The 24,325-nt window shown below is 65.1% G+C and carries 33 protein-coding genes; 31 read left to right on the top strand and 2 right to left on the bottom strand.

From position 1 onward, the window contains the following. Positions 1–2 precede the first annotated feature (2 nt). The 31 genes from VIM61_00545 (at position 3) to VIM61_00395 (ending at position 22,304) form a co-directional block, all read left to right on the top strand. The gene (locus VIM61_00545) at positions 3–530 is read left to right on the top strand and encodes a hypothetical protein (GenBank protein ID HEY8898890.1); all 528 of its coding nucleotides are present in this window, start codon (positions 3–5) and stop codon (positions 528–530) included. Between the two features lie 3 nt (positions 531–533). Next, on the top strand, positions 534–896 hold the full coding sequence (locus VIM61_00540; protein ID HEY8898889.1) for a hypothetical protein: 363 nt from the start codon (positions 534–536) through the stop codon (positions 894–896). Then, complete coding sequence (locus VIM61_00535; protein HEY8898888.1) at positions 893–1,327, top strand: hypothetical protein; 435 nt, start codon at positions 893–895, stop codon at positions 1,325–1,327. The genes VIM61_00540 and VIM61_00535 overlap by 4 nt, the downstream gene beginning before the upstream one ends. 12 nt (positions 1,328–1,339) lie before the next feature. After that, the gene (locus tag VIM61_00530) at positions 1,340–1,900 is read left to right on the top strand and encodes a hypothetical protein (protein HEY8898887.1); all 561 of its coding nucleotides are present in this window, start codon (positions 1,340–1,342) and stop codon (positions 1,898–1,900) included. 48 nt (positions 1,901–1,948) lie between these two features. Continuing rightward, the gene (locus VIM61_00525; protein HEY8898886.1) at positions 1,949–2,692 is read left to right on the top strand and encodes a hypothetical protein; all 744 of its coding nucleotides are present in this window, start codon (positions 1,949–1,951) and stop codon (positions 2,690–2,692) included. 51 nt (positions 2,693–2,743) lie between these two features. Then, positions 2,744–3,559, top strand: a complete 816-nt coding sequence (locus tag VIM61_00520; GenBank protein ID HEY8898885.1) for a hypothetical protein — start codon at positions 2,744–2,746, stop codon at positions 3,557–3,559. A 29-nt stretch (positions 3,560–3,588) separates the two neighbouring features. After that, complete coding sequence (gene avd, locus VIM61_00515) at positions 3,589–3,981, top strand: diversity-generating retroelement protein Avd (protein HEY8898884.1); 393 nt, start codon at positions 3,589–3,591, stop codon at positions 3,979–3,981. Positions 3,982–4,267: 286 nt separating this feature from the next. Next, complete coding sequence (locus VIM61_00510) at positions 4,268–5,173, top strand: DNA cytosine methyltransferase (protein ID HEY8898883.1); 906 nt, start codon at positions 4,268–4,270, stop codon at positions 5,171–5,173. Beyond that, positions 5,173–6,174, top strand: coding sequence for a reverse transcriptase domain-containing protein (locus VIM61_00505; protein HEY8898882.1), 1,002 nt, complete (start codon positions 5,173–5,175; stop codon positions 6,172–6,174). Before VIM61_00510 ends, VIM61_00505 begins: the two co-directional genes overlap by 1 nt. 2 nt (positions 6,175–6,176) lie before the next feature. After that, positions 6,177–7,736: a phage minor head protein gene (locus tag VIM61_00500; protein ID HEY8898881.1), complete on the top strand. Its 1,560-nt coding sequence runs from the start codon at positions 6,177–6,179 to the stop codon at positions 7,734–7,736. Continuing rightward, positions 7,736–7,897, top strand: coding sequence for a hypothetical protein (locus VIM61_00495; protein HEY8898880.1), 162 nt, complete (start codon positions 7,736–7,738; stop codon positions 7,895–7,897). Before VIM61_00500 ends, VIM61_00495 begins: the two co-directional genes overlap by 1 nt. Before the next feature lie 7 nt (positions 7,898–7,904). Then, positions 7,905–8,114, top strand: coding sequence for a hypothetical protein (locus tag VIM61_00490; protein ID HEY8898879.1), 210 nt, complete (start codon positions 7,905–7,907; stop codon positions 8,112–8,114). Next, positions 8,111–8,317, top strand: a complete 207-nt coding sequence (locus VIM61_00485) for a hypothetical protein (GenBank protein HEY8898878.1) — start codon at positions 8,111–8,113, stop codon at positions 8,315–8,317. The genes VIM61_00490 and VIM61_00485 overlap by 4 nt, the downstream gene beginning before the upstream one ends. Continuing rightward, positions 8,317–8,763 (top strand): phage virion morphogenesis protein, encoded by a 447-nt coding sequence (locus VIM61_00480; GenBank protein HEY8898877.1) that lies wholly within the window; start codon positions 8,317–8,319, stop codon positions 8,761–8,763. Before VIM61_00485 ends, VIM61_00480 begins: the two co-directional genes overlap by 1 nt. 60 nt (positions 8,764–8,823) lie before the next feature. Further along, a complete protein-coding gene (locus tag VIM61_00475) occupies positions 8,824–9,801 on the top strand; it encodes a phage protease (GenBank protein ID HEY8898876.1) in 978 nt (325 codons plus the stop codon). Between the two features lie 34 nt (positions 9,802–9,835). Beyond that, entirely contained in the window at positions 9,836–10,339 is a 504-nt protein-coding gene (locus VIM61_00470; GenBank protein ID HEY8898875.1) for a hypothetical protein, read from the top strand. 39 nt (positions 10,340–10,378) lie between these two features. Next, positions 10,379–11,305, top strand: coding sequence for a Mu-like prophage major head subunit gpT family protein (locus VIM61_00465; GenBank protein HEY8898874.1), 927 nt, complete (start codon positions 10,379–10,381; stop codon positions 11,303–11,305). 81 nt (positions 11,306–11,386) lie between these two features. Then, positions 11,387–11,809: a phage protein Gp36 family protein gene (locus VIM61_00460; GenBank protein HEY8898873.1), complete on the top strand. Its 423-nt coding sequence runs from the start codon at positions 11,387–11,389 to the stop codon at positions 11,807–11,809. Next, positions 11,806–12,318: a hypothetical protein gene (locus VIM61_00455; protein ID HEY8898872.1), complete on the top strand. Its 513-nt coding sequence runs from the start codon at positions 11,806–11,808 to the stop codon at positions 12,316–12,318. The genes VIM61_00460 and VIM61_00455 overlap by 4 nt, the downstream gene beginning before the upstream one ends. A gap of 4 nt (positions 12,319–12,322) precedes the next feature. Next, on the top strand, positions 12,323–12,661 hold the full coding sequence (locus VIM61_00450) for a hypothetical protein (protein ID HEY8898871.1): 339 nt from the start codon (positions 12,323–12,325) through the stop codon (positions 12,659–12,661). Positions 12,662–12,666: 5 nt separating this feature from the next. Further along, complete coding sequence (locus VIM61_00445; GenBank protein HEY8898870.1) at positions 12,667–13,179, top strand: hypothetical protein; 513 nt, start codon at positions 12,667–12,669, stop codon at positions 13,177–13,179. 26 nt (positions 13,180–13,205) lie between these two features. Beyond that, complete coding sequence (locus VIM61_00440) at positions 13,206–13,367, top strand: hypothetical protein (protein ID HEY8898869.1); 162 nt, start codon at positions 13,206–13,208, stop codon at positions 13,365–13,367. A 36-nt stretch (positions 13,368–13,403) separates the two neighbouring features. Continuing rightward, entirely contained in the window at positions 13,404–15,002 is a 1,599-nt protein-coding gene (locus VIM61_00435; GenBank protein HEY8898868.1) for a tape measure protein, read from the top strand. A gap of 2 nt (positions 15,003–15,004) precedes the next feature. Next, the gene (locus VIM61_00430) at positions 15,005–15,802 is read left to right on the top strand and encodes a hypothetical protein (GenBank protein HEY8898867.1); all 798 of its coding nucleotides are present in this window, start codon (positions 15,005–15,007) and stop codon (positions 15,800–15,802) included. Beyond that, entirely contained in the window at positions 15,802–16,386 is a 585-nt protein-coding gene (locus VIM61_00425) for a hypothetical protein (protein HEY8898866.1), read from the top strand. Before VIM61_00430 ends, VIM61_00425 begins: the two co-directional genes overlap by 1 nt. A gap of 422 nt (positions 16,387–16,808) precedes the next feature. After that, positions 16,809–17,216 carry a hypothetical protein gene (locus tag VIM61_00420; protein HEY8898865.1) on the top strand — a complete coding sequence of 136 codons (408 nt, stop codon included), beginning with the start codon at positions 16,809–16,811 and terminating at the stop codon, positions 17,214–17,216. After that, a complete protein-coding gene (locus VIM61_00415) occupies positions 17,213–17,611 on the top strand; it encodes a hypothetical protein (protein HEY8898864.1) in 399 nt (132 codons plus the stop codon). Before VIM61_00420 ends, VIM61_00415 begins: the two co-directional genes overlap by 4 nt. A gap of 106 nt (positions 17,612–17,717) precedes the next feature. After that, positions 17,718–19,742: a LamG-like jellyroll fold domain-containing protein gene (locus VIM61_00410; protein HEY8898863.1), complete on the top strand. Its 2,025-nt coding sequence runs from the start codon at positions 17,718–17,720 to the stop codon at positions 19,740–19,742. After that, positions 19,735–20,427, top strand: coding sequence for a hypothetical protein (locus tag VIM61_00405; GenBank protein HEY8898862.1), 693 nt, complete (start codon positions 19,735–19,737; stop codon positions 20,425–20,427). Before VIM61_00410 ends, VIM61_00405 begins: the two co-directional genes overlap by 8 nt. Then, complete coding sequence (locus VIM61_00400; GenBank protein ID HEY8898861.1) at positions 20,424–21,182, top strand: hypothetical protein; 759 nt, start codon at positions 20,424–20,426, stop codon at positions 21,180–21,182. The genes VIM61_00405 and VIM61_00400 overlap by 4 nt, the downstream gene beginning before the upstream one ends. 27 nt (positions 21,183–21,209) lie before the next feature. Next, entirely contained in the window at positions 21,210–22,304 is a 1,095-nt protein-coding gene (locus VIM61_00395) for a hypothetical protein (GenBank protein HEY8898860.1), read from the top strand. Here VIM61_00395 and VIM61_00390 read toward each other — a convergent pair. Together VIM61_00390 and VIM61_00385 are read right to left on the bottom strand one after the other, a co-directional pair. Beyond that, positions 22,301–23,509 carry an FAD-binding oxidoreductase gene (locus VIM61_00390; GenBank protein HEY8898859.1) on the bottom strand — a complete coding sequence of 403 codons (1,209 nt, stop codon included), beginning with the start codon at positions 23,507–23,509 and terminating at the stop codon, positions 22,301–22,303. The genes VIM61_00395 and VIM61_00390 overlap by 4 nt on opposite strands. A 6-nt stretch (positions 23,510–23,515) precedes the next feature. Beyond that, the coding region (locus tag VIM61_00385) for a phosphotransferase (protein ID HEY8898858.1) at positions 23,516–24,325 on the bottom strand (810 nt) is incomplete at its 5' end.

Here is a 24,325-nt window from a genome sequence, read left to right as displayed (position 1 = left end):
GCGTGCCAGCCGATTCCGTCGACCGCAGTTGCGTCGCTGCCCCGCTCTCGAGCCAGCAGAAGCAGCGCCTCGCCATGCTCTCTCGCGAGGCCTTCGCGAAACAGCCGCAGATCGTCCGCGGTGAGACAAAGTTCGATCTCTGGCGGCACGCCCAAGCCATCAAATGCTGCGGACGGCGCATCAGCGAGGCCTCGCAAGGCGACTACCTGCCGCTGAAGGCCCATTTCCTCGACCTTGCCGGCAAGCCCGTCGCCGCCATGCAGGCGCACATGCGTCGCGAGACGGAGCCGCAGCGCGTCGCTCTCCACAAGCTCATGCACGAGTGCGCCGCGAAAGGTCTGTCGCCAGCCTACGCCGCCGCGATCTGCCGCACGCAATACCGCTGCTCGCTCGAAGACGCCTCCGAGAAGCAGCTCTGGCGTCTGGTCTTCACCATCCGGAACCGCAAACCCGCCGCACCTCGCCGCGCACCGCTGCCCGCGCCTGTCGAGGACTTCTCCGACGTCGACGACAGCAACATTCCGTTTTGAACCATGCAGCCCATCGACTACCGCAACGCGACCTGGGAGGACATTGCCGGCCGGCTCAATAAAGACCGGAACGCCGTCTACATGGCCCTGCTTCGCCATGGCCCGGCGACCACGCGCGACCTCGCGAAGGCGATGGGCTGGGACATCCTCAACGTCCGCCCGCGCGTGACGGAGCTTTGCCAGATCGGGTTTGTCACCCTCGCTCCTCGATCCGCCGCAGGCGGCAGTGCCCACCCCGTCGAAGATTCCGACCGACATGCCTCCAGCCGGGAGGGCACCTACGAGGCGCTCTCGTGGGTCGAGGCTCGTCACGAGTTCAACCGCCGCAAAGCCGAAGCCGTCCCCCGCCAGCTCAACCTCCTATGAAGAACGACGTCGCGATCATCAACATGCCCGCTCGCGCCAACGGAACCGGGAAGACGCCGTGTTTTCGGCGAGGGGAGTCTCTAACGACTGTCTCCGCCGCGCCTGGCGAAAAGGCGGTCTATCTTACCGAGGCGCCGGAGTCGCGACGCTCCGGGGTCTTCACCTGGCAGAAACTTGGCGACGGCACCTTTGCGCCAGTTGTCCGGATCTACGACACCCAGGTCCCGATCAGTGAGATCCTGAAGCTCGTCGGTATCAGCTACGACACGATCCGCCGCCTCATCACGGCCGGCTTCGTCGACGGCTCTCAGCCTTCGCCTGGGAGGATCCTTGTGAGCATTGACTCTCTCTTCGCTCATCTCGAGGCCACCAAGGATCCCGATTTTTGGACGCCCGAGCGCGTCCAGAAATTCCGCGCGCCCTGGAGCTGAATCAACAATTCCATGAAGCCCCGAAATTCCGCAGAAGCCGCTGCCTCCGCTGTCCAGCGGCACCTAGCGCCGGAAAACGCGCTACAGGCCGCGGCGAAGCGCGGCGAGAGCCACGTTGAGGACGGCCCGGCAATCGTCGCCGGGCTCCATGCGAAGTTCTGCCGCTACTCCGGCCTGCCGCTCGCGCTCCGTCCCGAGTTCCAACGCCTGTGGTGGGATCTCTACGTCGACCGCGGCCGCGATGCGGATGCCATCGGCGAGGATGTCCGCATCGTCTGCGTCTATCTCCGCAGCCAGATAGAGCGCGACAAGCGCAATCCGGGAGCGCTTCGCCTGGTGAATCTCCTCCAGCCCGACCAATTCGAGAGCGATGTCGCCGAGGCACGCATGATGCGCGGCAAGGGCGCGCGAAAAGCCGCCGGCGCCAGTAAAACAGTAGACGCCGCTCCGCCCGGGTGGCGCGCCTATTTGGAAGACCAATACCCCGACCACGCTGCCGATTATCGGGACAAAACCTTCAACGAACTCCCTGGCCAGCTCCAGCGCGCCTGTCGCGAAGGCTGCCGAGAGTAACCAATTTCCCGGCGGCATGGTGCGTCGGGAGCAACCAACACCATACCAGTGAAAATCACATCAAAAGCAGACCCATTCACCCCCGCCTTCGAGGTCAAAGGCGGCGGCCTCGTCATTAAAGACGGCGTCACCTTCGACGACATCCCGCCGATCAATCCCTTCGTCGCCTTGCCCGCGCTCGCGCCAGGCGTCGATTACTCGATTCACCCCACCGACTCCGGCGATCTGGCGGCCAGCATGGCTCGCATCCCTGGTGAGGTCGGCGGCTTCCACGTCGGCCTTGACGGTGCGATCGTGCCGGCCTCGATCTGGGACACGAAGTTCCGCCCGTCTGCGCCCGATCCGCGCGGCATGGTCTTCGTGCCCGGCGTCGGCTGGGTGGACATCTACCTCACGGCCGAGGACGGCACGAGCCGCCCTGGCGCGAAGATCGCGCGAGACATCAGCTGGTGGGCCGCGACCGCTTTGCTCGCCGCCCAGGGCAAGCAGCTCCTGAGCGCGGGCGAGTTCTCGGTCGCGGCGGCCGGCGCGACCGAAGGCAAGACCTGCGGCGAGCGCCCCGAGCTGACTGCTCACGTCGACGGCCTGCGAAGCACCGTAGGCCTTGAGCAGGTCACGGGCGCCATGTGGACGTGGACGCGCGACATCGACAGCGACCGCTACGCACTCCTTTCGGGCGGCAATTGGAGGACGTCCGACGCTGGCCCTCGCCGGCTCGACTTCGACTTCGCCTACTACTCCAACGACTTCATCGGCGCTCGCGGCCGCTGTGACCACCTGATCCTTGCCTAGCGCGTAGCGAAAGCGAAGCGCGTCCGCCGCAAATTCCAAAAATCCAATTCCATGAAAACACTCACGAAACCAAACACTCACGCCCGCGCGTTCTACGTGAACGATAGCGGCAACCTCGCCGTGAATCCCGGCGTCGAAATCGAAGATATTCCCGGAGCCGCCGAGATCATCGTTCCGAAGGTTCTCGCCAAAGGCACCGACTACCTCCTCGTCGAAAAGGCCGGGAAACTCCGGGCGGAGGCCGCGCCTTACGACGAGGACTTTGTCACGGAGCACGCCGCTGGCGGGTTCCATGTGGGCCTCGACGGCAAGATCGTCGAGGCTTCCATCTGGGACGCCGCGTTCCGCCCCTCCGCACCCGACCCGCGCGGCATGGTGCTCGTCGGCGACACGTTCTGGGTCGACATCTACCTCACCGGCGCGAACGCCTTCACCGAGGGCACCAGTCGAGCCGGAGCAGTCATCGCGGACGGCGACAATCCGCCGCTCGTCGGCCCTGGCATCCGCGCTGAACGGTTCAATTTCTGGACCGCTCGGGATCTGCTCGCCGCTCATGGCAAGCAGCTCCTCAGCGCCGCCGAGTTCGAGCTGGCCGCGATCGGCGTCGTCGAAAATCAGTCTGCCGGCAAGGACCCGAAAAAGACCGGTCACATCAAGGGCCTGCGCAGCACGGTCGGCGTCGAACAGGTGACCGGCTGCATGTGGACCTGGAGTCGCGACATCCGCCCCTCGGGATGGATCGCCATCCTGGGCGGCTATTGGCGGACGTCCGACGCTGGCCCTCGCCGGCTCTTCTACGTCTTCGCCAGCGTCTCCTACGGCGGCATCGGCGCTCGCGGCCGCTGTGACCACCTGATCCTTGCCTAGCGCGTAGCGAAAGCGAAGCGCGACGAAAAATGAAACCCGACTCCCGACTCATCCAGGACGAATACGTCTGCAACCAGCAGCTCGCCATCGTCGAGCGCTACGAGACGTTCCTGGACTACGTCTATCCGATCCTGCTCGGCATCCCGCGCAAGCATGCCATCTTGCGCGACGCCGTGCAGCGAGCGGCCTTCGGTCAGGTCGAGCTTTTCGTCGAGGCCGGCAAATCCAGGCAACTCTCACGACTTTACACCGCAGACGCCGGCCTCGGCCTCCTGCGGTTCTATTTGCGGTTCCTCGCCGCTCCCAAACGGGAATTGATTTCGCAGAACCAGCACAAGACGGCCGCCGTTCACTTGGCGGAGGTCGGCAAAATGCTCGGCGCGTGGATCAAAACGGCGAGGGAGGCCGCGAAAAAGGGATGAACGGGGTAGCGGCAATTGGAGGACGTCCGACGCTGGCCCTCGCCGGCTCAACAACGACAACGCCAACAACTCCAACGACAACATCGGCGCTCGCGGCCGCTGTGACTTCCACGTCAACAGGTCTCTCGCTCCCGGCCCGGTCAACTCCAGGCCACCGGGGCCGACTTCTGAAAAATCAGGTGGTCAGCCCGTTCATCCCGCTTCGGCAAACACCCAACCCCATGAGGAAAACGAGGAGTAGCGCGGCGAAAGCCGTCGTCGAATCTCGCGCCTCGCTTTGCCCGAAATGACCGCGATCGATCTATTTTCCGGCCTCGGCGGCTTCACCGCTGGCGCAAGCGCTGCCGGAGTTCAAGTCGTCTGGGCGGCCAACCACTGGCCGGCCGCCGTGGAATATCACCATGCCAATCACCCGCATGCCCGACATTCGTGTCAGGATCTTCATCAAGCTGACTGGTCGGCCGTTCCGAAGCACGATGTCCTTCTGGCCTCGCCATGCTGCCAAGGACACACGCGCGCGCGGGGAAAGGACCGGCCCCATCACGACAAACAGCGCTCCACCGCGTGGGCTGTTGTATCCTGCGCCGAGTTCCACAAACCGGACCACATCGTCGTTGAGAATGTTCCCGAGTTTTTAAAATGGGCTCTCTACCCGGCATGGTCCATCGCCTTGCAGGCGCTCGGCTACTCGCTCTCACCTCACATTGTGGACGCTGCCGATTTCGGCGTGCCGCAGCATCGCCGCCGAGTCTTTATTATTGGCACGCGCAGCGCTTCGCCGCTGCAACTCAAGCTTCCAATTCGGCAGCACGTCGGCGCGGAAAATATCGTCGATTTCAATTCCGGACGCTGGTCGTCGGTCGACAAGCCGGGTCGCTCAAGCGCAACGCTCACTCGAGTCGAGGCCGGGCGCGCCACTCATGGTGCACGGTTCCTCACTGCTTACTACGGGAACGAGCGTGGCGGCCGCTCGCTCCAGCGGCCTGTCGGCACAATCACAACCCGTGATCGATGGGCCATTGTTGATGGAGATCGGATGCGGATGTTCTCCATAGAGGAATGCCGCAAAGCCATGGGGTTCCCTGCCGTCTACAAACTCCCAACTCGACAGAAGGACGCGCTCATGATGCTCGGAAACGCCGTTTGTCCGCCTGTCGCGACCGACATTATCAACGCACTCAAGGCCGCGTAATGGGCAAGAAACACCGCAATCTCTTCGAGCAGATCATCGACGCGGACAATCTTCGCGAGGCTTACCGCCGTGCCCGTCGCGACAAGCGCATGACGCCCGGCCATCTCCAGTTCAAAGAGCACGCCGAGGCAAATCTCTCGCGCATCGCCTGGGCGCTGGAGGCGGAGACTTACGTCGTGCCGCCCTACCACACATTCACGGTTTTCGAGCCAAAGGCCCGCGAGATCATGGCTCTGCCGTTTTACGACCGCGTCGTCCAGCACGCGCTCTGCAACGTCATCGAGCCCATCTTCGACGCCATGCTGCTCCCGATGGCCGCCGCCTGCCGGAAAGGGAAGGGCACGCACTACGGCGCGAATCGCGCCCAGATGCACATGCGCCGCCTCGCCGAGCGCGGCCCCGTCTTCTGCCTCAAGATGGACTTCTCGAAATACTTCGCCTCCATCGACCGGGCCGTCCTGCACCGGGAGATTCGCCGCAAGATCACCTGTGCACGCACGCTTCGCCTCATCGAAGCGATCGTCCCCACCGAAGGGCGCGGCCTGCCCATCGGAAATCTCACGAGCCAGCTTTTCGCCAATCTTTACGGCCACATTCTCGACCGATTCCTCGTCCACGAAGCCGGCGTCACCACGGCCACGCGCTACATGGACGATACCGTCATCTTCGCGAGCAGCCTCGACGAGCTGCACTTCCTCAAGGGCCACATCGACCGCGTCGTTTCCGACGTCATGGGCCTGCGCTTCTCCAAATGGAGTATTCAGCCGATCAGCCGGGGCGTGAATTTCCTCGGCTTCCGCATGTGGCCCACCCACCGCCTCTTGCGGCGCGACAGCGTGAAGCGCGCCAAACGCACGCTACGCATCCTCCGCGCGCGCGGCGATCAGGCCGCCATCGACCGCTTCCTGCCCGCCTGGCGCGGCCACGCCGGCCACGCCAACGCCCGCAACCTCTTCCGGAGTCTGGGACTCGTCGAATCCGCCAAGCCTCATCTCAACTGACCATGCCTGATTTCCTGCTCGAGCCAACGCCGCACGACGAGGCCATTGCCTTTATCAAGGCGAAGCCTGCAATCGCCGCGAAGATCTTCGGCGAGCTGCTCCCGGAGCTGCGCGCCCGCGCCTTCACAATGGCGGGAATCGAGCATCACGACACGCTCCAGCGCGTTCGCGATCTCGTCGCCGAGATTCCGGCGGGGGCGGACTGGGATCAGCAAAAGCGGCAGATTGTCGACGAGATCGCGCCATCGTTCGTCGGTAAGCGCGCCGGCTACGACGAGAACGGAAACCCGATCTATATGACCAAGGACGACGCCCGCCGGCACGCCGAGGGCCGGGCGGAGCTCCTCCTGCGGATTCACGGCTTCCAAGCCTATGCCGCCGCCAGCTATCGCACGATGGATGCACAGCGCGACGTGTTCCCGTTCTGGAAATATCAATCGATGGGCGACGCGAAAGTGCGCGACACGCACGCCGCGCTCGACGGTAAGGTGTTGCCAGCAAACTCGGAGTTTTGGAAGAATCACTTCCCGCCGTGGGAATGGGGCTGCCGGTGCCAGGTCGTCCCCATGATGGAAGATGAAGTCGATGACCTGCGCCGCGCCGAGGCGAAGCGGCCGCTCGAGGAGCGCGACGTGCTCGACGGCCCCGCCCTTGCAAAGGTCGAACAGGAGCGCAAGCTCGTGCTCGGTCCGAACCAGATCTTCGACCTCCGCACCCAGCGCGAGAAGGGCAAGGCCGACGGTTACGAATGGAGCCCGAGCGAACTGCGCATCCCGCTCGACACGCTTCGGGCTCGCTATGATGCGGACGTGTGGGCGAAGTTTGAGAAGTGGGCGCAGGCCACCGGCATTCCCGAGGCGGGTGCCACCGTCTGGGAGTGGCTCGGCGGCAAGGCGCTGGTCGCCTCCGGCAAGCTGGCAAAGACCGCCGCCGGGGCCACGCCGGCGCCCGGCGCCGTGCCCGGCCGGCAGCGCTCCGCGCCCGTGAGCGCCGCGCTCTCCGTCCAGGGCGGCCCTCAGATCCGCCAGATCGTGAAGACCACGCTCGCCGCGATCGATGCCGTGCACGACGACGGCGCGCTGCCGAAGATCGCGGTCGACGCGAAGACGGGGAAGACCGCCCTCGGCGAATACCGCTTCCGCCACGACGGCTCGGCCGGCGGCATTGGCGTGCGGATCTCCGGCCCGTGGCCACGCCTCACGGCGGCGCACGAGATCGGGCATTTTCTCGATCATCAGGTGCTCGGAAAGGCCGGGCGATTCGCTTCCGACGCGGGCGGGCTGGCCGGCATTATGGCCGCCGCCGGCAAGTCGCAGGCCGTCGGCGAGATCATCGCCAGTCACCTGCCGATGAAGCGGAAGGCCTACTTCCTCCAGCGCCACGAAATCTTCGCCCGCGCCTACGCGCAATGGATCGCCCTGCGCTCCGGCGACAAGGAACTGCTCCGCGATCTCGATGCCGTCAGTCAGAGTCTTGAATCCTGGCGGCAATGGGACGAGCATGATTTCGCGCCGATCGCCCAGGCGATGGACGCATTTTTCACCGCGAAAGGATGGGCCTGATGAACGAGCAATCCCTCGACATTCAAAATGCGTATGCCGCCGGCCAGATGGAGCGCCACGACGCCCTATCCGCGCTCGCGCTCCTGCACGGCAACGAAGAAGTCGCCGCCGAGATCCTCGGCCAGATCGACGGCGAGAGTGACGTGGTCGAGATGGAATAACCTGAAAATGAAAATTGATCGCTTGATCCAAAAGCTCGACGAGTTGAAAAATTCCGGCGCCTCTGACGTCACTTTTGTTTGGGATGATGGCTACGACCGGGAGGAAGCTGGAGCGTATTTCGTGCCCGCCGGCGCGAGCGTTTTCGTGATTCTTGGCGAGTGGGGTCCCAATTTGGAGAAGACGCATGGGGACGCTCCTGAGCGCATCTCGAAATGAAATCGGATTTCACGTTAACGTTCCGCGGCCCTTCGTCGCCCTACAAGCCTGGAGATCGGGTTGAGTCTCCCGCGGCCGATCACGCCGGCAAGACAGTCGTCTTTCTCGGATCAGCGGATGTGATTCAAGTGGACTCGGGATATGCCGATCGGCAGGCCATTCACAGGGTTTTTGTGAAGGTCTATCCACAGATCGAGATCTGATGCCCTTCTTCACACTCCGCCGCGACAGCGACCAGATCTCGCCAGACATCGTGCGCAAGCTCAAAGCTGCGAAGGATGCCGCGCCCGCACTCCAGGCCGCCGGGCTTGTGATCGAGAGTCTTGCCAAGCGGGCCTTCCGGGAGTCCGCCGTGCGCCCCGCGCCCTGGGCGTCGCTCTCGCCGGCCACGATCAAGGACAAGGCCCGCCGCCGCAAGAGCCTGGCCGTTCTCATTCGCGATGCCGTCCTCGCGCGGTCGCCGCGCATCACATCGCTCTCGAATCGCGCCGTCACCATCGGCACGGATCGCTCCTACGCCGTCTATCATCAGGCCGGCAAGGGGCGCATGTATCGCCCGTTCTTTCCATTCGACACACGTGGCCGCCTGACCCCGCTCGGCCGCGACCGCGTGGAGGCGGCGCTCCGTCGAAAGCTCGGCATTTCGTAGTTTTCGCAGGCTCCGCAGCCATACTAGAGGCCGACTGCGGCCTCTGCCAAGGTGCGCGCCGTGCCAAACACAGCGCTCGCCAAATCTCTCGCCGCAAAGGGTCGGCTCGTCCCTTGCCGCGCCGCGGAGAGCGCGCTCCCTGGAGAGACCCTTCCGAGTCGCATCAAGCTCTTCAACTGGGGCGCGAATGAGCAGATCGACGGCAAGCCGATTCTCGTTGGCGCCAAGACCCTTTCCAGCCTGAAGGCGAATCAGGAGGCCCTCGGCTTCGACCAGATCGTTTTCGACTACAATCATCAATCGCTGAAGGGTCACCCGAACTTCAAGGCCGACCCCCGCGAGCATGCCGCCTTCGGCGCTGTCGAGGTGATCGAGGGCGACGGCGTTTATTTCACAGGCCTTGCCTGGACTCCTTCCGGCGAGGCGAACGCCCGCAACTACCCCGACATCTCGCCCACGCCGCTCCTCGACGAGAACAACGAAGTTGTCCTCGTTCACAGCGTCGCCCTCTGCACGCAAGGCAAGCTGAAGTCCTCCCCTTTCGTCGCCGCGCTTTCCGCGCAATTCCTCGCCCCTCTCTCCATCACCAACGAACCCGCCAAATCCGAAAAATCCATGGATCCCAAAAAGCTCCTCTGCACCATCCTCGGCCTCGATCCCGCCACGGCGACCGACGACGAGATCAACGCCGCCGCCGAGAAATTCAGCAAGAAGGAGGAGGGCGCCGCAGATCCGAAGGTCGAGGCGCTTTCGCTCTCCGTTGAGAAACTTACGAAGCTCATGGAGGCCGGTCAGCGCGACTCCCTGCTCGATGCCGCCCTCCGCGCAGGAAAGCTCGTCCCGCAGTCTGTGAAGGACCTGCCGCTCGAGCACCTCGCCAAGGTCATCGCCGACCTCCCCGAGGGCGTCGTCCCGCTCGCCCAGCGCACGCCCTCCGGCCTCGCCAATGCCGCCGACAAGGTCGTCGCCATGAGCGCCGAAGATAAAGCCGTTGCCGAGCAGCTCGGCCTCACCGAGGCGGACTACAAGGCCGCCTAACCCTCAACTCAAAGCACCAATCGCCTAAATCGCCATGCCTGCTACTTCCGCCATCAACACCCCGGAGCGTCCGGGCCTCGTCACCACTCTTCCTGTCGCCGCTGCCACTGCGCTCTACGCAGGGATCCTCCTCGCCACGAACAGCAGTGGTTATCTTGTCCAGGCCGCAGACACCGCCGGCTTGCGGGTGGCAGGCCGATGCGAAGCCGATGTCGATAATTCCAGCGGCTCCGCTGGCGACGTCTCCGCGGATGTCAAGAAGGGCATCTTCAAATACGCGAACTCCGCGACGAACGCCGTCGACGCGGACGACATCGGCAAGGACTGCTTCGTCGAGGACTTTCAGACGGTCGCCGAGACCAGCACGCACAAGGTCGTTGCCGGCCGCGTGGTCGCCGTCGCAAGCGACGGGGTCTGGGTCGATACGCGGTTCGCAGCTCGCGTGCCCAGCGCCGACACCATTACCGGCGCGGCCGACCTCGCTGCGCTCAAGACCGCTCTCCTCGCGATCCTTCAGGCGCAGGGGCTCGTCAAATAACCCTCACCCCACTCACTCACACCGACATCAATCACCGCCATGGAAATCAGCACCGCAGCACTGAACTCCGTTAAAAAAGGGTTCCAGAAACTTTTCGACAAAGCCTACCAGGGCATCCCCGACCCCTGGTTCCTTCAACTCGCCATGGAGTCGTCCTCCACTGGCGCGGAGGAGGAATACCACTGGCTCGGCGCCATTCCGGGTATGGAGGAACTCCTGGGCGAGGTCACGCTCAAGAACCTCGTCCGCCACGGTTGGACGATCAAAAACAAGGAGTGGCACGACACCATTCCTGTGAAGCGCGTCGACATCCAGCGGGACAAGCTCGGCGTCTACACGCCGCTCGTCACCACGATGGGCGAGGCGGCTCGAATGCACCCCGGCGAGCTCGTCGCGAAACTCCTCTCGGAGGGATTTGCAAGCAAGGACTACACCGGCAAAAACTTCTTCGACACCGACAAGAAGGCCCACGCGAAGGCGGTTAAGTTCACGAACAAAGACACGCACGTCCTCGCCGCTTCCACCTTCGAAACGGCCCGCGCCAATCTCAAGGGCCGCCTGAATGCCGAGGGCCGCGCGATGCGTCTCGGTGCGGACCTCGTGCTCGTCGTGCCTCCCGCCCTGGAAGCGAAAGCTCGCGAGATCCTCATCGCCGACACGATCCCCAATGCTGAGGGAACCGCGTCGCAGACCAACGTGAACAAGGGCACGGCTCGGCCGCTCGTGATTCCCGAGTTGGCCTCCTACAGCGACACGGCCTGGTTCCTCATCGAAGCCGGCAAGCAGATCAAACCCGTGATCGTGCAGACCGAACTGCAGCCCTCGACCAACATGGTGACGAACGACAACGACAGCCATGTGCTCCTCAAGGGCGAATACCTCTACCAGGCCTACGGCCGCTACAACGTCGGTTACGGCCTTCCGGAGTTTGCCTACGGCTCCACCGGCGCGGACGCCCTCGCCTAATTCTCAACCAAATCAACCCCGGTTGATAGGGAGGCTCGCCCGGGCAAGGGCGGGCCTCAAATCAGCCAAGCCACTTCTCCGATGCCCTACCTCACTCTCGACAATCTGCGCGGCGCCATTCCGGCGGCGCATTTGCTCGAGGCGCTCGACGACGACAACGACGGCGCCGAGGACGCGGGCATTTTCGACCTCGTCGCCGCCCAGGCGGGCGAGCAGATCGACGGCCTTCTCTCCGCGCGTTTCACGGTGCCGTTCGCTGCGCCGCTCCCTTCGCTCGTCTCGCTCGCGGCGCGCACATTCGCGTGTGAGCTGATCTACAAGCGCCGCGGGGTCGAGGACGACAAGAACCCCTGGGCCGCCCAGGCAAACGCCCTGCGAAAACAGCTCCAGGCGATCGGCTCGAACCTCTCGCCCGCGCCCACGGATTTCCCGACCGTCGCGAAGCTCGGCGCCGTCATCATTGCCGAGCCCTCGCGCACGGCCAGCCGGAGTCTCGCGGTATGAGCGTCGCCATTAATAATGTCGACCTTCTCCGCCTCCTGCTCGAGTCGCTCGAGGCGCGCTTCGGCCTCGGCACCGAGGACCGCGCCGACATCTCCGTCGCGGGCGATCTCGCTCAGGTGCTCGAGATGCTCTCCAGCGCGCCGAACGCCCTGCGCCTCGTCCTTTCAGACGAAGGCGACGCCCCAGCGAATGAGGACCAGCCCGAGACCGGCATCATCAAGCAGACGATCGCCATCTACGCCGCGATGAGCGCGGGCCTGCCCGGCAAAGCCAAGGCCGGCGCGTGGCTCGGCAAACACGGCAAGCCTGCCCTGCTCGTGAAATGCCAGGACGTGCGCGACCACGTCCGCGGCCTCTCGCTTCCAGCAGAGCTGACGAGCGAGCGCTTCGAATACACCGGCCGGCAGGCCGTGCTCGATACCGACGGCGCGCCACTGCACGCCTACCGCCTCACCTTCCAAATTTACACCGCTCTCCCCGAGCCTGAAATCCAACCCGTCGCAATCTGATCCCATGGCCGCAGTCATCAAAGGTAACAATCTTATCACGTGGGGCACCGGCGACGTCGCCGGCCTCGGCGTCATTCAGAGCGCCAGCACGAAGCTCGGCGGCGAGAAGGTCGAGCTTCAGGACGAGGACGGCGAGACGTTCTGCGTGATCTATTTCGACGACAAGGACGAGTGCGAGTTCGAGGCGCTCATGCAGTCGAGCGTGGACCTGCCCGCGCGCGGCGACGAGATCACCATCGCCGGCGTCGTCGACGCGCTCGTCGACGAGTGCGAGCTGCGTTGGGCGAACAAGGACGCCCAGCGCGTCTCCATCCGCGCCACGAAATACCGCGCCCTCAGCTAAATTCTATGGCCAAAACCGACCTTCCCAAACTCACGCCCGAGCAGGAAAAGTTCGTGCTCAACACGCAAGGCGCCCTCGCGAAGGGCGCCGGACGCACGCCCTCCCGCGTGCTCAAGACCTTCTACCCGGCGAACATCACGATCTGCGGCTACGAGGTCTCGCAGTGCGGCCTCGGCATCCTCGGCATGCTCGAGGCGATCGACCACCCGCTCATCGCCGTGATGCTCGGCAAGGAGGATCGCGAGGTGAAGATCGCCGATCAGCAGCGCGCCTTCTACATCTTCGCGTTCCCGCGCCAGGCGCGCGGGCTGATCGCCCAGGGCATGGACAAGTTCGACGACGCGGCCTTCGAGGCCACGTCGGGCATGACGGTCGCTGCCCTCGCCGAGATCACAGCGAAGGTCACGCAGCTCATCCGCGACGGTCTCGCGACGATGCCGGGCGTGGATCTCAACGCTGCGCCGGAGGTCGCCGGGAAGGACCCTTTGGACACCTTGGCCCCCGCGACGCCGGCCTAGGCTGGATCCTCCAGCTCTATGAGCGCGTGCTCCACCGCTACCCGAGCCTCACTCGGGAACAGATCTGGTGGGAAGTGCCGCTGGCCGAGCTGTGGTGCCTCGAGGCTGCGGCCATGGCCCGAGAAGGCCGCGAACTGCGCGGGCCAACCTACGCCGATCTCGACGTGCTCGATGCGCTTCGCGCGTAAAGCTCTCGTCTCTCGACTCTCGCCTCTCGACACCTGATGGCCACCGTCCTCTCCTACACACTCCAGCTCGGCGCCGGCGGGTTCATCAACCCGCTCAAGGCCGCCCAGGGCGCATTGCGCGGGCTGCTCTCCGTGGGCAGCCAGGCCGGGAACGTGCTCACCGGTCTCGCCAGTGCGAAGGGCATCCTCGACGGCATCGTCGACACACTCAAGCGGCCCATCACGCTCGCGGCGGACATGGAGAGTATGAATGCCGAGTTCGCCGTGATGCTCGGCAGCGGCGCGAAGGCCAAGGCCCTGCTCGGCGAGCTTCGGCAGTTCGCGAATGTCACGCCCTTCGGCACTGCCGGGCTCGCCTCGAATGCGAAGACATTGCTCGCGTTCGGCGTCGCCAGCGATCAAGTCGTGCCCACGCTCAAGATGCTCGGCGACATCGCCGGCACGTCGCAGGAGAAGCTCGACAGCCTCACGCTCGCGTTTTCCCAGGCGACGAGCGCCGGCAAGCTTCAGGGGCAGGATCTGCTCCAGCTCATCAACGCCGGGTTCAACCCGCTCCAGGAGATGGCACGCACGACCGGCCGCTCCATGGTCGACCTCCGCGAGGACATGGAGAAGGGCAACATCACTGCCGACATGATGGCCGCCGCTTTCCGCTCGGCCACGTCGGCCGGCGGGCGCTTCTTCGGAAACACCTCCGCGCAGAGCCGTGTCTTCGCCGGCCTCGCCTCGACTCTCGGCGACGCCTGGGACGAGTTCCTGCGGCGCTTCGGCGCACCCGTCGCGAGCGCGCTGAAGCCGGTCCTGATCGAGGCCACAGACCTCCTCGGCAGGCTTGCCCCCATCGCCGGAAGCATCGGCGAGAATCTCGCCGGCGGCCTCACTGCGGCGTTCGCTGTCATCAAGGGAGGCGACCTCGGCAAGGTGATCGGCCTCTCGCTCACCATCGCCTTCAAGGAGGCGGTGAACAACTACGTCGCCGCCTTCACCGCCGGAACGACGAGCTTCGGCCCGCTGCTCCAGAAGGTGCTCGGCATCGGGATCGGCTTCCTTGGCAAGGCGCTTCCGGCGCTGGGCGCAGGCTTCGCCGGCATTTTCTCCGGCATCCTCAGTGGCCTCGGTAAAGGCATCGCGCTCGTGCTCGAGGCGCTCACGGATCCCCAGACGCTCGAGGGCTTCAAGGTCTCGTTCCTCGCCATCATCACCGCCGTCAAGGCCGAGCTGCTCGATGTCTTCGGCCAGATCCTCGGGAACATCCCCGGCAAGGGCGCGCTCGGCAAGGAGATGCAGGCCCTCGCCGGCAGCAACCGCAACCTCGCCAGCGCTCAGGGCATCCAGGCCGGCATCATCCTCGGCAACTCGAACTCCCGCATCGGCCGCGCGCTCGGCGGCGTCGCGGAGAACGTGCCGACGAGCTTCGACTTCGGCGCGGCGCTCAAGACGATCGCCGGCGCGGCACTCGAGGCGAAGAACCAATTCAGCGCCGCCTACGCGGCAGCCCCGAAGGTATTCGACACCACGGCGGAGCGCGGCCAGCTCGGCAGCACGATCGCCAGCGACGTGCGCAAGCTCACGCAAAAGCCCATTCCCGTGCAGATCATCAACCAGCAGGGCGCGAACGCCGGCTCCGTATTCTAGCCATGCCTCCAGTCACCAAGATCGGGAAGAACAACAACAAGGACCGCATCGAATGGAAGCGGCCCTTTTACGATTACACGCTCGACGGCACGACGGCGAAGATCGAAGCCACCGGCCTCTACGAAGCCCTGCGTCGCAATCTGCCGAGTCTCGCGGCGGCGCATCCCAAGGTCGCCGGCGGCCTTACGATCGCCCGCATTACGCTCGAGCCCGGCCAGTCCAACGAGGGAAAGATGACGCTCTACTTCAGCGGCCCCCCCGCGACGCCGGCCGGCGGCGACGATGCAATCTACGAACGCGACTGGGGCACCGAGAGCCGACCGATCGAGCGGCACCCGAAGTGCCCGAATCTCAAGGAAGATCGCCCATATTACGAGTTTCCCGACAAGGCCTACAACTCGACCAGCAACCCGCGGTTCGAATCCCCCGACGATGCCGGCGACAAGACCGTGGCCCAGCGCACGTGGGACCACTGGGCCGCCCTCGATGTGCAGGATGTCAACGGAGGCACGTGGAGCCTGTCGAACTACAAGTCCCTCAAGGAATCCGGCTGGAACGACTACGAGCACGTCTTCCCGATCGCCCGGGCGACCACCTACACTGCAAAGCGCCCGAACGGGGCGACGAGTATTTTGAACGTTGAGGCCCCGCCCTCGTCCTGCGGTGTCCCTTCCGGCGGGTGGACTTATTTCAAAGCCGCCGACCGCTCCACCCGTGAGAACGGCCGCTTCCGGCAATCCAAGGAATGGGAGGGCCGCCGCGGCAGCGACGCCACTCTCTACGGCCTCGTCTACGGCTAATGCCCTCGATCCCCGACACACCCCGCCGTGGTGACGACATCCTTGCCTGGGCGCAGGGCGTGACCAGCTGCCTCCGCAGCCTGCGCGTGCGCGGCACCGGCGTCCGGCAGGGGCCGAACGGAGTCACGATCGCGCGGCTCGCCGGCTCGCCGCCGCCTGCGACCATTCCAATTTCGCGCGTGCGACGCGGTTTCGAGCTGGTCGCCACCTCGCAGCCAGGCACCCCGCCGTTGCCACGCGTCCGAGTCGTCAAGAGCGAGATCATGTTCATCGAGCCGACCGGATTTTCGGAAATGGACGACCCGCCATTACTCCTTACGCCGAAAGCAGGCGACAATATCGTGTGGGCGGAGATGACTCTCGACGGGGGTGCGATCACAGAGATCGCAATCGATCACGGGGCAGAAATGCCGGAGAACGACGAGGAGACGATTTTCCTCAAAATCGGAGAATACAACTACACCTCGCCCGCGCTCACTGTATTCAACACGCGCTACGGCCCGATCGAAGGGACGCTCTGCCCGGTCTGGTTCAGCAATCCGATGGAATTTGTGTTCACGATCACTTCGGAGGGGGGGAGCTAACAATGTCTTGTAACTGCTGCGATACTCCAGCCTGCGTCCCGACGCTCCTTTCGAGATCGAGCTACCTCTATGTGCCGGGGTGCTATTATCGAAACATTTGGTATGACGGAAGCGCCGCCTTCCGGAAGCAAGTGGGCGTCTGGTCATGGGCTTTTGGCGGTGGAGGACCCGACTCTGGTTCTGACAGCGACTCAGGAGGCGGAACTTGTGAAACTGCTATAGACTGGTCGGGGGAAGAGCCGACTTGCGACGAAGATTGCGGAGGGGCATTAACTTCTTCCCGCGGCCCCACTCCCATTAAAGGCCCGCGCATAGTCACCGCAACCTCATGGGGTTATGAATGGGACTGGAGCGATGAATTTGGTGCTTACGACTATGGTAGTGAATCCGTCGTCTTTTCCGAGGAAGTGACTTTGGCGAGTGTGAAGGCCGAGGCAGAGGAGCACTTTCCAGACTTCGGCGCTTGGGGGGACGGGGAGGCAAGTGCAAGTTTTGCAAGGTTCGGGATTGCTTCGTTCTCGGCAACGAAAGCTCAATACAAAATCGTCCACCCGCCTTCGCCAACATGTTATCTGAAGGTCTGGCTACAAGAGACGTATACCCCGGGCTATGGCGATCCTGTTGTCACGAACTTAACTCCTTATGTGTGGCAGGCGACTAGCAATCCTTGCGTGCCTGTCGAGGAATGGGAGACGCCAATCGAGACGGGCGAAGAGGATATTGAACTCCCTGCTGAAACGGGGGCTCGAACCATCGCGATCCTCGCCTATAGCTTTCTCCCGGACTACGACCCAGTCGCGGACGGCGGGCCGAACGGATTCCCGGCATGAAGACCCTTGCCGATCATCGCGCCGCCATTTGCCGGGCCTGTCCCGCCCCGTGTGAGGCGCGCCGGGCAGGCTCGCTCGACTTCGGCGGCCCGCTCGAAACTTGCCCCCTTAACCGCTGGAGGCTCGCTCCGCCGGCCGAGATCCTCACCCCGCCGCTGCCTGGCATCCCGGAACGGACCGCGACGTTCGCTCGCCAGCTCGTTGCCGAGGCCGGCGCCACGGTGAAGGGCCAGCGACCACCCTCGAGCGCCGAGGCAGCCCGGCGGCTCGAGATCTGCCAGAGTGACCGCTGCGGCCAGTATCGACAGGCAGACAAGACGTGCGCCGCGTGCGGCTGCTTCCTCCCGCGGAAAGTGACCTGGCGCTCGACGGCCTGCCCGCGCGGCCTTTGGTGATCCGGCCGCGGGCAAATTGGAGTCCTTGCAGGCTCCGCAGCCTTGTTAGTCGCGCCGCTCGCGCCCTGCTCTGCTCGCACCGTCCGCACGGCCGTTCGTGGCCGGCGTGCAAACTCACCAATCTCCCGCTTACGACATGGCCTGGGACCGCTACCTCGAAATCATCATCAACCTCTCCGAGCGCGGCGCGAATACCGCGCTCGCCAGCCAAAGCGGGCTGACGGCCCTGCGCCAGGCCGACTTCGTCCAGAACGACGCCTTCCCCCTGCGCCTCATCTTCGTGCAGGAGACCGGCAACCCCTCGGCTCCCGTCGAGGTCGTCCGCCTCGAGCCTGGCAGCACCATCGTCTTCTCGGGAAAGCTCGCCAGCGTCCTCGGCGGCTCGACCCTCCTCTATTACTCCGACGCCTTCGAGGAGCAGGGCAACGATGAGGCTGGCTGGTATTACATCGCCGACCTCGACACGAACACCGAAGAGGTCGCCGCGGCTTTCACCGCACTTTCTTCGACCAAGACCACGATCGCCACGGTCAACGAGGTCGAGATCCAGAACGCGGACAATACCCAGCGCACCAGCTTCCAGCATGCCTGCCTCCTCCGTCGCCAGGTCTACAACGGCGAGGGCGCGCCAGACCCCGCCGGCCCCGAATATCCCGCGCCCAGCTCGCTCGCCACGGCAGCCTCGCTCGCCGCCGAGGCCACCGCTCGCGCCGCCGCCCACGCCGCGCACATCGCCGGGAAGGCGATCTCGTTCGACGGGACGGGATATGCGACGTTTTCGGGAGGCGGCATCCCGGCGGTCGGGACAGGCGATTTCGCCGTTGCGCTGTGGCTGGAAATCAGCGCTCTGCCGAGCGCAGACGCGGTCATTCTGTGGCCCGGCGGGGCGAACGGGTTTGGGTTAAAACTCACGACATCGGGAGCCGTGCAGGCAGTATTTAGCGGCGTCGCAAATCTGACCGCCTCGACCGCGACCGTCAGCACTGGAGCGTGGCACCACGTCGCTTACGTGCGAAACGGCACGACGGGCACGTATTACATCGACCGTATCGCAGCGGGGACGACCGTCGATGCGAGCAACTACAGCGTCGCCACGCTGAATGTGGGATCTACCGGCTCTGGCTACTATTTTGCCGGCCTGCTCGCGCGGCCATTCCCCTTCAACCGCGCCCTGTCAGCCGACGAAGTCCTCGCGCTCTACAATCGCGCCGGCCTCCCTCTGCCGAGCGAGCTGGGCGTGAGCATGACGAGCCTGCTCTCCAACGGCGGCTTCGAGACGGGCAGCGGCGCGGCGTTTACCGGCTGGTCAACTGATACCTATGGCGGAGGATCGGTTGCTCAATCGACCTCCGATGTCCACACCGGCGGCCGCGCTCTGCGCCTGACTGCGGCCTCTGGAGCCAATGGCGCGTGGGCCTATTACGGCACCTCGGGCGCAGGCCCATTGACGGCCGGAAAACGGTATCGCCTCACCTTTTGGGCGAAGTCGCTCGCAGGAAACGCCGTGCAGATCGGCGACAACATCAACTCCACGACTTACGCCACAATTGTCCTGACCGGGGCGTGGGCAAAATACACGTTAGAGTTCGTCGCTCAGCGATCAGTCCTCAATTTCAATGTGGGGTTCCCGTCCGCGAATCTCGATGTCCTCATTGACGACGCGGAATTGATCCCGCTCGGCGTGCTCGCGGCGCCGATGGATGCCGACCAATGCGCCGGCTACCAGATCGGCCCGCGGCCAGGCACGGCCTACGGCCTCAATCTTCAGGCGACCGGCGTCGAGATCGTCAATCCTGCTTCGCGCGGATCTTGCGAGGTTGCCCTCAATGGCAGCGTCTCGGCGATGCTTCTCGCCCGCCTGCCGATCGGCGCGCGTCTGTCGCGCATCGAGATTTTCTCCGACGGCGAGTGGGAGTCGGGCATGCAACTTGCCTGGAACAGCTCGGGCACGGCCCAATTTTACAATTGGCCTTACGCCAACGACTACTTCGGCCTCTTCGTTCTAACGCCGCAAGACCCGAGCAGCGACTTTTGCTTCCAGTCAGTCCCGCGCAACACGACCGGCGAGATCTGGGGCTGGATCCCCGACTTCAGCGGCACGGGAAAAATCATTTTCCACTTCGATGTCTGATTTCGTCTCCACTCCTCCTCTCTACCCGACGACCGTCGCTTTCGCCGCGCCAGTCTCCACGGCCGCGCTCGTCGGCTCGGTCCTCACCTGGGAAACGCCCGCCGTGCGCATCCTCCGCGTCGAGGGCGGGCAGGCCGTGTTCCAGCTTGCCTCCGGCCCGGCCGACGAGGACTCCGGCGACTACCCGCTCGACTCGCGCACGCTCGGCTGCCCAGCCAGTGGCGAGACGCCCGAGGCCGTCGCCGCCGAGATCGCGGCCTACGTGCTCGCGCCGATCAGCGCCGAGCAAAAGCTTGCCAGGGCGAAGGCCGCCAAGGTGCGCGAGATCAACACCGCGCTCTCCGAGGCCCTCGCCGCCGGCATCACGCCCGCCGGTGCGGAGTTTGCGCTCTCTGGAGTGCCCGCATGGCGGAACAAATTTACCGGGCTTGCCACGATCATTCAGACGGCGCTCCTGGGCGCGGCGGACGACACGGCCAAGGCCGCGATCCTCGCGGCCGAGACGCCGCTCGTCGCGCAGGACGGCACCCTCCACACGCTCGCAAACTCCGCCCTGCTCGCAGCGCTCGTGAGCTACGGCCAGCAAATCCAGGCGCTCGAGGTCTGCGCCGCCGCCGCGCTCGCCGCCGTCGGCGCCGCGACCACGCCCGAGGAAGTCGCAGCCATCACCCTGCCCACGCCATGACGCTCCCGCCCCTCATGCCGCTCGCGCGGCTCGTCAAGCCAATGGCCAGCCCGCGGGCGCAGGAGCCCGCCGCCGCCAGCGCGCCACGCACGCGAAATCCCGTCATCATCAAGCCAGGCCGCCCGATCTCCCAGCGTATGACGACGCACTGCGTCGGCTACAGCCTCACGCACATCCTGCGCGCCACGCCCGCGCCCACCTACGGCGACCTCGGCGAGGCCTTCGCCGATCGGTTGTGGGACTGGGCCGTCGGCCACGATGCCGATCGCCGCAACGACAACGACCCCGAGGCTGGCACCGACGTGTGGACCGCCTGCCGCTGGCTTGCACGCAAGGGCTACATCGCCCGCCCGCCCGCGCTCGACCTGCTCTGGGAGCGCGAGCTTTACGCCCGCGTCGCCCTCGTCGGGCCCGCCGTGATCGGCGGCCCCTGGCTGCGGTCGATGGACGCTCCCGACGAGGCGACCGGAGAGGTGACGGTCGACCCGGCGAGCGCCCTGCGCGGCGGCCACGCCTGGCCGGCGCTGTGGTATCGCCCCGAGGAGCGCGTGCTCCTGCGCGGGCGCAAGGTGCTCCTCCCCGCCCGCTACTACGGGCAGCAGAGCTGGCTCGGCTACGCCCCCTTCGACGTCCTCCCCGAAGGCCCGCAAATCTTCTGGATCCGCGAGGACGGCATGAAGCGCCTGATGAACCTCGGGGCAAACGCCACCCCGGTCACCAAAATCCGACCGAGAGTCGCGAGAGATTCGCGATAGCGCCGCGACCCTTTCGCGCGGGGTCCGCTGACCCATTTCAAACTTTTCGCGCGGTTACATCACGCCCGCAAGAACGCCTTCGACTGTGGCGAATACGGCATCGGCATGCTCGCGAACTCCCTCGCGCTCGGCTGCGATTGCCTCGGGGTGATTCGTTATTTCGACGCGCATCTCGTCACGAGTCGGGGCGAACCGATGACGATCAAGAACGCCATTTGTCTCCACGAGGAGGACTACGGCTTCCTGTGGAAACACGTCGACTGGCGCACGAACGAGACCGAGCTTCGCCGTTCCCGCCGGCTCGTCATTTCCTTCGTCTCGACGGTGGGCAATTACGAATACGGCTTCTTCTGGTATTTCTATCTCGACGGCACGATCCAGCACGAGATCAAGCTCACCGGTATCATCAATACCGGAGCGCGTCCGCCCGGTGAGAAGCGTCCCTACGGCACGCTCGTCGCGCCCGGTCTCTACGCGCCGATTCACCAGCACATTTTCTCCGTGCGTCTCGACATGCTTCTCGACGGTGCGACGAACACCGTCCACGAGGTCAACACGCGCAGCGAGCCCCCTGGCGACGCGAACCCCTACGGCAACGCGTTCTATGCCGAGTCGATGCCGCTCACCACGGAATGCGCGCGTGACATGAACCTCGAGAGCGCGCGGTATTGGAAGGTGGTGAATCCGAGCAGTCGCAACGCTCTCGGCGAGCCGACGGCCTACAAGATCATGCTTGCGGAAAACGCCTTTCCCTTCGTCTCGCCACAGGCGACGGTGCGCCGCCGCGCGGGCTTCATGGACCACCACCTGTGGGTCACGCCCTACGACGCCGCCGAGCGTTACGCCGTAGGCGATTATCCGAACCAGCGTTCTCCCGAGGTCATCGATGGCCTGCCTGCGTGGATCGAGAAAAAGCGCTCCATCGAGAGCACGAATGTCGTCTGCTGGATCACGCTGAACGCGCATCACATCCCGCGCCCGGAAGACTGGCCCGTTATGCCGTGCAGCTACATCGGCTTCCACCTCAAGCCGGTGGGGTTCTTCGACCGCAACCCCACCATTCACCTCCCACCGGCGGTTTCCAGGAGCAGCGTGGAAATTTCGAAGTGCGGCTGCGGCTAAACGCTGCGGTCGATGTCGTAGTAGGTCGAATAGATGCCGCAGACGGCCTCCGCGGCCTCTGCGAATGACAGCGGCTGCGCCTGGTAACGCGAGACATCCATGTGATCGGCCGGGAAGGGGGGCGCTCCGTCGGTGATCCAGTCGGCGACGTATTTGCCGACGCCGCCGGACCCCGAGACGCCGTGCGCGCAGAATCCGCATGCGGCCCAGAGGTCCGGGCGTTGCGGGAAGCGGCCGAGGAGAAAGTGCCCGTCGGGCGTGAAGGACTCGAGGCCGTTGAGGGTCCTCGAAAACGGGGCCGCCGGTTCGCGGAAGAGCGGGACGCGGGCCTGCCCGCCGGCGAGGAGCGGCGCAAAGTGCGCGGCGTCGAAGGAGCGCACGCTGGGGTTGGGGCCAGCGCCGATGAGCGCGGGATCGAGCGGACGCGGGCTGCGTTCGTAGCCGCCGAGCACAAACCGGCGGCCGTCCTGGCGGAAATACACGAGGTGGTCGGGATCGCGGAGGTTCGGCAGGGGATTGTCGGCATCGAGGATGTCGAGCTCCTCGGTCCACACGACCTGATGCTGCATCGGAACGACCGGCAAATGCACGCCGGCGAGACGCGCGAGCGGGCCGGACCAGATGCCCGTCGCGAGCACGATCACCGGGGCTTCCAGACGTTCCGCGCCGATTTCGACCACTCCCGGCGGCAGGCCGGTGACGCGCAGACCGGCGCAGAACTCCACGTCGAGGGATTCCGCGTGGTGGCGGAGCGACGTCGTGAGCGCGACCGCATCGGCGGAACCGTCGGAAGGAATCCAGAGTGCGCCCTCGACGCCGGTCGGATCGAGCAGCGGAAATCGCGATTGCGCCTCGGCGGTGGAGAGCAAAGCGTTGCCGAGCCCGGCCTCGTCGGCCGCAATCTTCTGACGTTCGAGCTCGCGCAATCGGGCCGGTGACGAGGCAAGGCGCAGGCTGCCAACGGCCTGATAGCCGCCCCCGCCAGACTCCGCATAGACGCCGATGCTCTCCCGCAGGATGCGCATGAGCGCGAGGTCGGCGCGGAGTTGCCCGGCGAGGCCGGGGGCGTGGGAGGTGGTGCCGCTGCAGAGGGCGCCCTGTTCGAGGACCAGCACGCGCTCCGCGCCGCGGCGGGAGAGATGAAATGCGAGGCTCGTGCCGCAGATGCCGCTGCCGATGACGATGGCGTCGTAACGATGGCTCATGAGATCTCAGCGCAGGGTGACCAGCCAGCGGGCGAAGCGTGGGTCGGAAGCGTTCGCGAGGAATCGATAGAGATGCCTGCGGCCATAGGTCTCGAAGTCCTCGTCGAGGTCGGAAATTGCGGTCTGGAGAAAGCCCCACATCGCCTCGCGCAGATCGGAGGCGACGCGCATGAGGTGAAGGTGCGCGCGGTCGGCGGCCGAGTATTCGCCGAAATACGCCGCGAGGAGATTCTCGCAGGCCGCCTCGTCGAACTCGAGATTCACCGCGAGATTGCCCAGATCGAAAAATCGGTCGCCCATGCCGGCGTATTCCCAGTCGATGATGCAGATGGCGCCGTCGTTCGTGCGGAGGAAATTTCCCGGCAGAAGATCATTGTGGCAGGAGCGCAGGCCGTCCGCCTCACGTCGTGCGGCGGTGGCGCCGGAGATCGCGCGGATGCGGGCGAGCGCGGCCCCGATCTCGGCGGGGAGCTTCACCCCCGCGGCGCGGCATCGTCCGAGATAGTCATCGACGATTTCCGCCGCGAGAAAGCGGCCGCCGCAGGGAGGGCCCTCGTGATGATGACGAAGCGCGGCAGCGATCTCCATGAGCGCCGCGGGCTCGCTCGCGGTGAGGGGGGACAGGGTTTCGCCCGCGACGAACGTGGTGACGAGCATGCCGTCGTCGGGCCACCAGGCGACTACCTGCGGGGCGAAACCCTGGGCGGCGGCAGCGGAGATCGCGTGAAACTCGACCTCGCGGTCGATCCCGAGTTCGCCCGTGCGGGCGCCGAAGAGGCGGGCGACCCATCGCGCTTCGCCATCGAGCTCGACGCG

The organism is Chthoniobacterales bacterium, assembly GCA_036569045.1.
In the GTDB taxonomy this organism is placed as follows: domain Bacteria; phylum Verrucomicrobiota; class Verrucomicrobiia; order Chthoniobacterales; family JAATET01; genus JAATET01.
This window is presented reverse-complemented; position numbering and strand designations above follow the sequence as displayed.